Annotated in this window: 8 protein-coding genes; 3 read left to right on the plus strand and 5 right to left on the minus strand. The window is 47.9% G+C overall.

The window, feature by feature from the left end; genetic code table 11:
* Position 1: 1 nt before the first annotated feature.
* Both J3U76_RS04505 and ycaO read left to right on the plus strand, forming a co-directional pair.
* On the plus strand, positions 2-1,831 hold the full coding sequence (locus J3U76_RS04505) for an SLC13 family permease (protein ID WP_208004649.1): 1,830 nt from the start codon (positions 2-4) through the stop codon (positions 1,829-1,831).
* Positions 1,832-2,005: 174 nt separating this feature from the next.
* A complete protein-coding gene (gene ycaO / locus J3U76_RS04510; RefSeq protein WP_208004650.1) occupies positions 2,006-3,787 on the plus strand; it encodes a 30S ribosomal protein S12 methylthiotransferase accessory factor YcaO in 1,782 nt (593 codons plus the stop codon).
* 180 nt (positions 3,788-3,967) lie between these two features.
* Here ycaO and J3U76_RS04515 read toward each other — a convergent pair whose 3' ends face one another.
* The 4 genes from J3U76_RS04515 to J3U76_RS04530 form a co-directional block, all read right to left on the minus strand.
* Positions 3,968-4,702 (minus strand): DsbA family protein, encoded by a 735-nt coding sequence (locus J3U76_RS04515; RefSeq protein ID WP_208004651.1) that lies wholly within the window; start codon positions 4,700-4,702, stop codon positions 3,968-3,970.
* A gap of 71 nt (positions 4,703-4,773) precedes the next feature.
* Positions 4,774-5,397 carry an energy-coupling factor ABC transporter permease gene (locus tag J3U76_RS04520; RefSeq protein WP_208004652.1) on the minus strand — a complete coding sequence of 208 codons (624 nt, stop codon included), beginning with the start codon at positions 5,395-5,397 and terminating at the stop codon, positions 4,774-4,776.
* A gap of 143 nt (positions 5,398-5,540) precedes the next feature.
* A complete protein-coding gene (locus tag J3U76_RS04525) occupies positions 5,541-6,236 on the minus strand; it encodes a DUF3108 domain-containing protein (protein ID WP_208004653.1) in 696 nt (231 codons plus the stop codon).
* The gene (locus tag J3U76_RS04530; protein WP_208004654.1) at positions 6,236-7,558 is read right to left on the minus strand and encodes an MFS transporter; all 1,323 of its coding nucleotides are present in this window, start codon (positions 7,556-7,558) and stop codon (positions 6,236-6,238) included. Before J3U76_RS04530 ends, J3U76_RS04525 begins: the two co-directional genes overlap by 1 nt.
* A 156-nt stretch (positions 7,559-7,714) precedes the next feature.
* Between J3U76_RS04530 and J3U76_RS04535 the strand changes: the two genes are divergently transcribed.
* Positions 7,715-8,341 (plus strand): response regulator transcription factor, encoded by a 627-nt coding sequence (locus tag J3U76_RS04535; protein WP_208004655.1) that lies wholly within the window; start codon positions 7,715-7,717, stop codon positions 8,339-8,341.
* A 656-nt stretch (positions 8,342-8,997) separates the two neighbouring features.
* Here the strand turns inward: J3U76_RS04535 and J3U76_RS04540 are convergent.
* Positions 8,998-12,477 carry a hybrid sensor histidine kinase/response regulator gene (locus tag J3U76_RS04540; RefSeq protein WP_208004656.1) on the minus strand — a complete coding sequence of 1,160 codons (3,480 nt, stop codon included), beginning with the start codon at positions 12,475-12,477 and terminating at the stop codon, positions 8,998-9,000.
* Positions 12,478-12,484 lie beyond the last annotated feature (7 nt).

The raw sequence follows: 12,484 nt of genomic DNA on the forward strand, positions 1-12,484 counted from the left end.
CATGAATATAGAGCTTGTTTGGGTTTTAGTACTACTGGCCAGTGCCGTTGCCTTATTCATTCGTAACCGCCCCCGAATGGATGCGGTTGCACTAATAATCTTGGTCGCTTTGCCCTTAAGTGGCGTGTTAACCGTAGAAGAAGCCTTAGCCGGTTTTAGTGATCCCAGCGTTATTGTAATTGCCGCACTGTTTGTGATGGGAGACGGTCTGGTAAGAACCGGCGTGGCCTACCAGCTAGGTGAGTTATTAATGCGCCATGCCGGACAAAGCGAAACCCGCTTATTGGTATTACTGATGCTCAGTGTGGCAGGCTTGGGCTCCATTATGAGCTCCACCGGTGTGGTGGCTATTTTTATTCCTGTGGTACTGAGCATAGCGCTACGGCTTAATATTCCTGTTGGCCGTTTAATGATGCCATTAAGTTTTGCCGGTTTAATCAGTGGCATGATGACGCTGGTGGCCACGCCGCCCAATATGGTGATTCAAAGTGAACTAATACGGGCCGACTTAACAGGATTTAGCTTTTTTTCCTTTGCCCCAATAGGCTTGATTGTTTTGCTATTGGCCATTGTTTATATGCGCCTGATCCGCCGCTGGCTCAGCCCTAGCCCAGCAAGCACCATCCCCAAAAGTGAGCGCCATCATATTCGAGATCTAATTGATGAGTATGCGTTTAGCGACCGAGAGCGATGCCTAAGGGTAAAAGACGACTCCCCTTTAGTGGGGCAATTGCTTAATGAACTTCATCTGCGTAAGCACTACGGTATTAACGTGATTGCCGTAGAGCGCCAACGTCGTTTTCGACAAATTTTATTGGGTGCCACCGGCAGTACCGAAATTCACAGCGGCGATCGCTTGCTCATCGATTGGATAGGCACAGGGCGGTCGGCGAGCGATACTTACCAAGAGCTGGGCTTGTCTTTATGGCCACGAGGAAATAGCTATTTTGCTGATCATCATCGTGAGCTTGGGGTGGCTGAAGTGATGTTACCTCCTCACTCCAATTTAGTAGGGAAAACCATTCAAGAGCTCACCTTTCGCAGCCAGCGCAAATTAAACGTTATTGGTTTACGTCGGCAATTAACGGCATTTAGCGATACCTTTATTTATGAACCCCTGCAAGTTAGCGATACCTTATTAGTGGCAGGTAACTGGAACGACATACGACGTTTACAAAGCGATAGCCGAGATTTTGTGGTACTCAGCCTACCCGCAGAAGTAGATGAAGTGGCCCCCGCGCTCAGCCAAGCCCCTTATGCCATCGCAAGCCTTGCCATAATGGTGTTACTGATGGTGACAGGAGTGGTGCCTAATGTACTGGCCGCTTTAATAGGCTGCTTATTAATGGGGTTGTTTCGTTGTGTAGACATGAATAGCGCGTATCGCAGTATTCATTGGCAAAGTTTAATTCTTATCGTGGGCATGCTGCCCTTTGCCTTAGCCCTGCAAAAAACGGGGGGCATTAACCTGATCGTAGAGGGGCTACTCACCTTATTAGGTGGGGCTGGGCCCAGTGTTATCTTGGCAACCTTATTTGTAACGACCGCCTTTATTAGTTTATTTATATCTAATACCGCCACCGCCGTCTTAATGGCACCGGTTGCCATAGCCAGTGCCCAAGCCATGCACGCATCACCCTATCCCTTTGCCGTCACGGTCGCCATTGCCGCTTCTACAGCTTTTATGACACCCATTTCTTCACCGGTAAATACTTTAGTACTGGGGCCCGGTAACTACCGCTTTATGGATTTTATCCGTATTGGCGTGCCTTTTGCGATAGTCGTGATGGCCGTTACCGTGTTAATCGTACCTTGGTTATTTCCGCTTTAATAAAACAACCAAGTCACCAGGCTGGGCAACCAACAAATAGAACAGGTATTAGCCTGCCACTCTCGTGTATTCTGTTTCAGGAGAAAATACCTTCACACTGAAACAAAAACTTGTTCACAAAATCGCCTCGGGTTAGGATCTGCCTCCTTTTTTGTTCATACCCGAGGCCACCTCATGAAAACATTCATTCCTAGCAAAGACGCTGCGCTGGAAGACTCCATTAGCTACTTTCAGCAACAGCTCATCAAGCTTGGCTTTGATATCGAGGAGGCCTCTTGGCTGAATCCGGTACCCAATGTCTGGTCGGTACATATTCGCGATAAAAGCTGTGGTTTATGCTTTACCAATGGTAAAGGCGCCAGTAAAAAAGCCGCGCTTGCTTCAGCCCTAGGTGAATACTTTGAACGTTTAGCCACTAACTACTTTTTTGCCGACTTTTACCTCGGCCAAGAGATTGCTGACGGCGATTTTGTGCACTACCCCAACGAAAAATGGTTTGCCCTGCCAAGTGATAACAGCCTGCCTAAGGGGATGCTGGATGACTACACGCGAAGCTTTTACAACCCCGAGAATGAGTTAACCGCCGATATGTTGATCGACTTACAGTCGGGCAATGATAATCGCGGTATTTGCGCCCTGCCCTTTGAGCGCCAAGGTGATTTAGCCACTGTGTATATTCCGATGAATATCGTCGGAAACTTATATGTTTCTAATGGCATGAGTGCCGGTAATACGCGCACCGAAGCTCGCACCCAGGGGTTATCGGAAGTATTTGAGCGCAGCATTAAAAGTCGCATTATCAGCGAGCGTATTAGCCTGCCTAAGATCCCCGCTAAGGTAATGGCGCGCTACCCGCATATTGAAGCTCCCATTGCTGCATTAGAAGCCGAAGGCTTTCCTATTCATGCCTTTGATGCCTCATTAGGCGGCGAATACCCCGTTATTTGCGTGGTGTTATTTAACCCAGCAAACAGCACTTGTTTTGCATCTTTTGGCGCGCACCCACGTTTTGAGGTGGCTTTAGAGCGCACTGTAACTGAGCTATTGCAAGGTCGTAGTTTAAAAGAGTTAGATGTATTTGTGCCGCCTTCTTTTGCCGACGACGAGGTGGCTGATCACCATAACCTTGAAACACACTTTATTGACTCATCGGGCCTTATCAGCTGGGACTTATTTCAAGACACTGCCGACTTTGAGTTTGTCGATTGGGATTTTAGCGGCAGTTCAGAGCAAGAATTCTCTCACCTGTTAGCCATTTTTAATAAGCTAGAACAGCCAGTTTATATCGCCGACTATGAGCATTTAGGTGTTTACGCTTGCCGTATTTTAGCACCGGGTATGTCGGATATTTATCCGGTTGATGACTTAACCATGGCCAATAACAATATGGGCGCCCACTTGCGCGCTACCTTGTTAAGCCTGCCAGAGTCGGATGCTGATGCCGAACAGCTTATGGCCTTATATGAGCAGTTAGAAGAAGAAGGCTTTGATGATTTTACTCGAGTGCGCGAACTAATTGGCATTGCCTCAAGTAAAGGCAGTGCTTGGCATACGCTGCGCATTGGTGAGCTAAAATGTATGCTGGCTTTGGCCGCAGGTGAGCTTGAAGTGGCGCTAGAGTATGCCGACTGGACCTTAAGCTTTAATGCTTCTGTGTTTAGTGATGAGCGCCATCGTTATTATCGCTGTTTAAAAGCCGCACTTGAGCTATTTTTAAGTGAAGACCGTGATCCTAGCCAGTATAAATCCGCATTTAGTAGCATGTTTAGTACCCAAACCGTCGAGCAGGTTTGGGCAAATATTGCAGGCCAAACACGTTTTCATGGCCTAACGCGCGCAGATGAAAGCTTGAGCGATTTTCCGGCTCACCAAGCACTACTGGCCACTTACGAAAAACTGCAACAAGCGAAACGAAAGCAGGGAGCTGGAAGCTGTCAGCCGTCAGCTGTCAGTTAAAGAAAAATCTAACCACTCTGCTTCGCAGAACCCACAGCTAAAGCGTGGGACTACAGAAAAACCAGAATTGAGGCTGTTTTTGTAGTGCCGCTTTGCGCGCCCCCGGCCAGCTGAAGCGGCCTCTACCAATAAAGATAAAAAAACCGGCCTTGGCCGGTTTTTTTTATTACACATAAACCCTTAGGATTTTTGTTTTTTTAGAATATCTTTTAAGCCTGCAACATCAACTGCACCCGGAATTAAAGTGCCGTCTGGGAAGACCAGCGCAGGGGTACCGTTTAGGCCTAAGCTGCGAAACAGACTTAGGTTTTGGTTTAGCTTATCCGCCACTTGCTTACTGTCGGCAGCTTTGAGTAGCGCCTTGCTGTCTAGCCCTGCTTTGTCAGTAATAGAGGCCAGCGCTGCGGTTTTTACCCGCTGTTGGCTCATAAGTGCTTGGTGCAGTTCATCGTATTGACGAGGAGCTTCTTGGGCGGCGGCCAGTGCTAGACGCGCAGCTTGCACTGAGTCTGGTCCTAAGATGCCTAAGTCTTTCACAATAACCTTAAGCTCTGGCTCATCTTTAATCAGCGTTTGTAAGCTTTGGTTCATACGGCGGCAATAAGGACAGTTATAGTCAGTGAAATACACCATCTCTAGCTTGCCATTAGGGTTACCCATAATGCCGTCTGTTTTATTAGCAAACAGCTGCTTTGATTGCTTTTTCAATTGTTTAGAAAATTCAGCTTGTTGCGCCAACTGCTCTTTTTCTTCTAACTTAATAATGGCTTCACGCAGTATTTCAGGCTGCTCCAGCAGGGTGTCTCGTACTAGCTTTTTAACATCAGCTTCGCTTAACGCGGCCTGTACTGGTGTGGCTGCAAACAGTCCCAATGCCAATAAAGGTGCTAATGTTTTCAAGGTGTTGGATTTCATCTACTTCTCACATTAAATTAGGTGGTCTTGATATAGCGTATCAGACCAGAGAAACGACCTGAAGGCCAACCTTACTTATTGATTAAATAATCTCGGTCTAAATAGGTACGCATCCAATTAGGCCTAAATACTACGAGTACCGTTACCGCCATGCCGTTAAGCAAAGCTTCGGGTAATAGCAATAAAGGTAATACACTCAGGTAGTTATCTAACACAGTTTGCCAGTCATATTGAGCTGTCCACACCATAAAGCCAGAAAGCAGCAGGGTTTTAAAGGCAATGGTCAGCGCGGCATTTAAAAAACCTGCGACAAAGATATACACAAATAAATGACGGTATAAGTAGCTATAGGTAAGCACAAACAGTAAATAACTAAAAGTGATGGGCAGGATCACCCCTAATAGATGATTCACGCCAAAGCTTGACCAAGACTCAAAGCCAAATAAGGTGATCAACACTAAGCTCACCGAGCTCATCAGTAACCCCATTCGCCAGCCCAACATGAGCGCCAAGGTGGTTAAGCCCAAAAAGTGCAGCTCTAGCCCTTCTTTTACCCCTGCTTGCAGCATCCACAGGGGGACCAGTGCAATGGCCGAGCCAAAACTTAGGTGATGCCGGGTTTTATCAGCCAGCCAGTCAGGCCAATCTACCTGCCAAGCCACTAATATCACCACCAGTATACCGAGTATGATCACCGCTCCCCCTTGCACCGTTTAAGATGTTCGCTGCATATAAATTGGCATAGATCATACTACATTCGGCTTAAAAACTTGAAGCCCTGCACTTTTAAATCCTGTACTTTGAAATCCTGCACACTGGACTACCGCATGGCTGCACCTTATTCAACTAAGCTGTAATCTAGCTTATCAAGCGTGACCGTTACCGACAGCATGCTGCTTTCTCTGTGGCTAATTTGCACGAGCTGATAATCTAACTCGGGCGCGACCCAAAAACGGGTTTGACGCTTACTGTTACCCCGATCGCGCTGCACAATCAAACTATTAAAGCTGCCAATGCCGGTGTTAATGACCTCTTCACCCACCACATTAAAGGTGACGTCTTTTATTTCGTCGTCGCGTACCACAGGGTAGGTAAAGCTGGTTTTTCCGGCCATAAGATCGCAGCGCGCTTCAAAAAAGAAGCTCACAGAATCAAAGGCCCCTTCTTCTGTGGATAATAACGCATCGCCTTCTTTGCCTTGGTACAACACCATTTGCGTATTGTTATCAAACACTAAGCGCTCTTCATGACGCGTACCTAAATACTTGGTTTTATAACTAAAAGATTCAGGCGTGGCAGTGCAATCTTTCCATTTAAAGCTGGCTTTTTGATCCACATCGAGCAACCAATGCGCTAACGAAAAACGCACCTGATACTGATCGCTATTACGATCAATTTTAAGCGTATTTACCCCTCGGGTTTTATCACCGTTCATTAACACGCTGTATTGTGCGCGTAAATGATCGATGTCTTTTGCCCCCGCAGTGCCTGCAACCATGAGGACACTAAGCCCTAATACTATTTTTTTAAACATTAGCTTTCCTCATCTGTCTGCGCCTGAACATTGGGCAAGGTCTGCGCTAACCATACCCCCATTACACCTAACAAAGAAAACACCAAAATAACGGCAAGGTTAGATAATAATGCTAATAACATACTTAAGGCACCCACTAACAGCAATAAGATCCCCATTAATGTATTACTGACTGCGACATAATCGGTGCGCCGCTGTCCGCCCGCTAAATCGACCAAGTAGGTTTTTCGCCCCACTCTTACACCGGCATGGGCTAAGCTTAATACAAAAATAACCAGCGGAAAGTAACCTAACCAAGGCGTACCTTGCGCCACTTCTAAATGTAGCCACACCAAAATCCCTAAGCCACTGGCCATGCTAGCGGCCCATTGCATCACTCGGCGCGCACTGTGATCCGCCATACGCCCCCATATCCAGCTACTTAAAAACTGAGCGAGACCTTGGGCAATAACAAGTAACCCTAGCACTTTCATACTGGCGTCTGCTTCTTGGGCTAATAATACGTAGTACGGCGTTACGAGTGCCGTGGAGAGCAATAAAGTGCGCACTAATAAAAACCGTGCAAAATATTTGTCCTCTCGTACTAATTTAAGGTTATCTAGCGCATGCTGCCAGCCATTAACGCCGCCTTCGGTTGCTCCTGCTTGCTCTTTAATATTCCAATAGCATAAGATGCCTAACCCCCAAACCGCTGCGCCAGCGAGTAAAATAGCGGCATAGCCCCACAGCGGAATATCATTTAACCGGCTCAGTATTAAGCCAAAGACCAGCCCTATGCCCCCAGCCCAACTGGCCCCTGCGCCTGTTACCTTACCGCGCTCACGTTTAGGTACCGTTTTACCTAATACGTCTTTAGCCGCAATCGAGCATAAGCCTCGAGAGATGCTCATCATGGCTAACAGCAAGAGCAATAAAAGACCAGCCAGCCATCCCGAGAACACCAGTGCCACCATGGCCATTAATATCAAGCAAGCAGCCTGTAACCCCGCGCCTAGCAGCCAAGCGCCTTTACGTTTAGGCAAGCGTCTTACGTAGGCACCCAACACAATTTGTGGCAGCATAGAGCCACTTTCTCGAATGGGTACTAGCCAGCCAATAATCCATATCGGCGCCCCCACTGCCTGTAGCAGCCAAGGCAATATGGTTTTGGCATTGGTCATTAACTCCGCAAGGGCGGTGGCAATTTGCGCAAAGATTAATAAGCGTCGATTACCTTTAATGACGGTACAATCTTTATCAGGAATATCTTTACACAGCCTTGCATCTTCTTCTGTGCTGAGCGCGCCGACTAGGTTAGTAACGGTTATTTTTTTAAATTTCATCTTAACCTCTTACTGGATCACGGAAAAATAAGTTCATCTGGTTCTCAGCCTGAGCTTGAGGCTCTATCATAATAAGGTAATATGCTTATTACCTTTGTGGCTATCACATAGATGCTGCTTATCAATACCTTTATCGATACAAGGATGACTATTTACATGGATACGGGCTACCGCATTATTATTGCCGATGACCACCCCTTGTTTCGCAGCGCTATGCATCAGGCTGTGCAAATGGCCGTTAATGGCGTTGATTTACAGGAAGTGGACTGTATTACCAGCCTAATGCAGCTACTAAGTGAAACAACCGATATAGATTTATTATTACTGGACCTAAAAATGCCTGGTGCCAGTGGCTTCTCGGCACTTACGTCGCTGCGCCATCAGTACCCCGATTTACCCGTTGTTATTGTTTCTGCCAACGAAGAGACCGCAGTGGTACAGCAAGCCATGCGCTTGGGCGCCATGGGGTTTATTCCTAAATCTTCGCCGATGCCGACCTTGGTTAGCGCCCTTAATATTATTTTAGAAGGGGAGCCTTGGTTTCCTGCCGGTATTAGCTTAAAAGACATACCAGAAGATAACATTGCCGAGCGACTGGCTAGCTTAACACCACAACAATTTAAGGTGTTAACCATGTTGTCTGAGGGTAAGCTTAATAAGCAAATCGCCTTTGAGCTAACGGTATCTGAAGCCACTGTGAAAGCCCACGTGACCGCTATTTTCCGCAAGCTAGACGTTAAAAACCGCACCCAAGCTGTCATTGCGCTGTCGCAGATAGAGTAACTGGCAGCGCCAAGCCCCCCCTTTGGGGAGCTGTAAGTCGTCAGCTATAAGCTGTCAGTTAAAGAAACCACAAACCAAAGCTATACGTCTAACGCTGACCGCCTTAAACAAGGCGGTACGCTATACGCCGTAAGAAAAATCTGAACACCGGTTTGGTTTTTCGTAAGGCGTTCAGCGTAAAGCGTATAAAAAGCCGAAAGCTGGAAGCGGTAAGCTAAACAAAAACACTGCGGTACTTTTATTTTTGGTTTTACTTCAAGCTTCTAGCTTCAAGCTTATTACTGTCTGTTCAATGGATTGCCGCGTCGTTGCACTCCTCGCAATGACTGCCCCTTCGGGGAGCTGTCAGCCTTAAGCCGTAAGCTGTCAGTTAAAGGAACACAGCGGCTAGCTTAGATATTGATGCGTGATTAGGGATTGGGGAATAGGGAGCAGAACAAGAAAAACCGTGTCGTCCGCCTTACCCTTCACCGGTTTATCTTAGCCAGTTCACTTCACCCTCTTCGTAGTCATTGCAAGCGCAGCGTGGCAATCCATTCCAAACCAAAGCGCTACGTTTAACGCTGACCGCTTTACGTTAAAGAAAACACTGGTTTTTTTCGTACCACGCTCGGCGTAAAGCGTATGGCTGCTTAAAGGCGCTAAGCTTGGAAGCGTTACGCATTGGGTGCTAGATGTTGCAGTAAAGATCGTAGCTTGAGCGGCTTAACCGGTTTGCTTAAGTAGTTGAAGTCTCGCTGTTTCAATTGAGCTTGTAACTCTGGTTGGCGATCTGCACTAATAATCACGGTGGGCACAGCACCAAAAGCGCTGTGCAGTTCGGTTACCACATCAAGCCCAGTTTCGCCCTCATCTAAGTGATAATCAGACAAAATGATCTCAGGAATAAACCCATCTACATAATGCTGATGTGCCTCTTGGTGATTAACCGCCAAACGCAGCTCACAGCCCCAACGGTTAAGTAAATCAGACATAGCACTCAAAATATCGGGATCATTATCAATACAGAGTATACGCATGCCCGCAAGCTTACCTTGATGGCGCACAGGCGCGGGCTCAGCGGTAGACATGGCAGAAGTGGCGGTGGTCGCAAGCTCAGCTCTGGGCACAGTCACACTAAACATAGACCCTTTGCCCTCTACTGAATGTACAGCTAAGCGATGCCCCAGCATACTGGCTAAGCCTTGGGCAATGGCTAATCCTAGCCCTAAGCCTTGCTGATGATGGCGCTGGCCATGCTCTAATCGCATAAATTCATCAAAAATAGTCTGCTGTTTATCGGCTGCAATACCGGGCCCGTCATCCCATACTTCTAAGCGCAGCTCGTCTCCCTGATGACGCACCCCAAGCAAAGTGCGACCTCCTGAGTTGTAACGCATCGCATTGGTTAAAAAGTTTTGTAAAATACGGCGTAATAATCGCGGATCGCTATGTATGCCTAACTGGCTGCTCACCACATCAAAGCGTCCTCCGGCTTGCTCTGCCAGTACACCAAACTCCGCTTGCAAGGTATCTAACACCTCAGCGAGCGCAAAGTTAAAGGGTTTAGCTGTCAGCTTTCCCGACTCCAGCCGCGACATATCCAGTAGATCACTAATCAAATCTTCTGCTGCCGCAAGCGAGCGATCGATATGCCCCGCCAAGCGCTTACTTTCATTATCACTTGAGGTTTCTAACCAAGAAGAAGCAAATAGTTTAGCGGCATTTAATGGTTGCATGAGATCATGGCTCACCGCCGCTAAAAAACGGCTTTTAGAAGCACTGAGCTTTTCTGCCTCCTCAGTGGCCGCAAGCAGCTGTTGGTTAACCGCAGACAGCTCTTGCGTACGCTCAGCCACCCGCGCCTCTAACACCACATTGGCATCTTTGAGTAACTGCTCGGCTTGGCGAAAGGTGGTAATATCATTAAAAGTCATCACAAAGCCGCCACCGGGCATAGGGTTACCCTGCATTTCAATCACGCGACCATCGGGGCGCGTGCGAGAAGAGGTATGAGCAGTGCCGGCCTTCATGTGATTCACCCGCCTATCTACATGCTCTTGTACCGTACCCACACCGCATAAACCTCGCTCGGCGTTATAACGAATAATATCGCCAATGGGCCGGCCAATCTGGATAAGACCACTAGGGTAGCCAAACAACTCTATATAGCGTCGATTCCATGCCACCAAATTCAGCTCTTTATCCACCACAGAAATGCCTAAATCAATGTGTTCTATTGCCCCTTGCAGTAAACCTCGGTTAAAACGAAACACATCTCCAGCTTCATCAACAATGGTGGCCAGCTCATCCAGCTCCATACTGCGCCCTTGCAGTACCGACGCTAACACTAATCGTGCCGACGAGGCGCCAAACACCCCAGCTAATACCCTCTCTGTATGGCGAATTAAGCTTGCTGGCGCTTGCACGTATTTATCTAGCGTGCCGTGCTCATCGACATATAGCGAAAACGCGCGACTGACTCTAGATTCTCCGACAAAACGTGCTGCCAGTTGCTCTAACTCTTGCACCGACACCTTGGCTTGATAGACATCTCCGCCATCTTTATGCTGGCGCCCCACAAAGGCGGCAGCATGTAATCGCTCACTGACCGTAGACACTGATAGCCAAGAGCCCAATACATAGCCTGCTAAGTTAAATAATAAACTTAGCAAAATCCCCCAAGTTACCGAGCTCATACCGCCGAGCGCCCCCCACTGCGGCGGCGTAAAGATCCATAGTAAAACGTTGGTTTCAGGATCACCGGCAAACATACCGGTTTCGGCCATCAGGTTTAGCAGCCACATCACCATACCCAAACTTAGTCCCCAATAGGCGCCTCGGCGGTTGCCCCCTCGCCAATATAAGCCCAAGACTAAGGCGGGTATAAACTGAGCAATGGCGGCAAAACTTAAATAACCAATGCGAGACAAGCTTTCAATGTCGCCCAGCCACAAAAACACGAGCCAAGCGGTAACCATAGTCACAATAATAGCGGCACGCCTGATGGTTAACAGCAGCTGGGCCACATCATTAAAATCAGCACCTTGCACTTGGCGACGACGTAAAACCATCGGCAATACCAAGTCGTTACTCACCATAATAGCCAAGGCAATAATAGAGATAATCATCATACCGGTGGCGGCCGACGCACCACCAATAAAGGCCAACACTGCTAAGGCGGGCTTATCTTGTGCCAGAGGGAGGCTTATCACATAGGTATCTGGCGAAATATCAGCCCCCAGCCACTGCTGCCCCGCCAAGGCCAAAGGCAGCACAAACAAGCCCATTAGCACTAAATAAATCGGGAATAATCGCCGTGCCCAACGCAAATCGGCAGGACCATGGTTCTCTACTACGGTGACATGAAATTGGCGGGGCAAACAGATAACCGCACTCATCGACAACAAGGTATACACCCCCATATCCAGCAGGTTAGCCCCTGTGATATGCATAAAACTGTCGATAAAGCCTTCTGTGACCATGACTCTTTGCTGGTTAGGGTGTGCAATGACTAACCATAAGGCAAAGCCCCCTACCACAATAAAGGCGATAAGCTTCACCACAGACTCGAGTGAGATAGCCACCATCACCCCTCTTTGGTGCTCGGTAGCATCAATATGGCGGGTGCCAAATAATAAAATAAATACCGCAAACAGCACAGTTACCATAAGGGCAACTTCACCGGCACTGCGCCCGCTGCCGCCCACTACATCGGGGGCCATTAAGTTAAGTCCCATCACAATGGCTTTAAGCTGCAAGGCGATATAGGGCAAGATGCCGACAATAGCAATTAAGGTGACATAGACGGCGAGTCGCTGTGACTTGCCATAGCGGGCCGCAATAAAGTCGGCAATAGAGGTGATATGTTCGCGTTTTGCCACATCAATTAGGCGCGCAATCAGCGGGCCGGCAAACGTAAACATAATAATGGGACCAAGATAAATCGAGAAATAAGACCAAGAGTCTGTACTGGCTTGGCCCACAGTGCCAAAAAAGCTCCAAGACGAGCAATACACTGCCAATGAAAAGCTATACAAAAGGGGACGCAACTTCTCAACACGGGTCCCCATACGCGCCCTATCCCCTAACCAGGCACATAAAAAGAGTATCGCCAAATATGCCAGCGCAATATTAATAACCGTCCAGCCCTGCATTTAGCGC

Source organism: Oceanisphaera pacifica (genome assembly GCF_017498065.1).
GTDB lineage: Bacteria > Pseudomonadota > Gammaproteobacteria > Enterobacterales > Aeromonadaceae > Oceanimonas > Oceanimonas pacifica.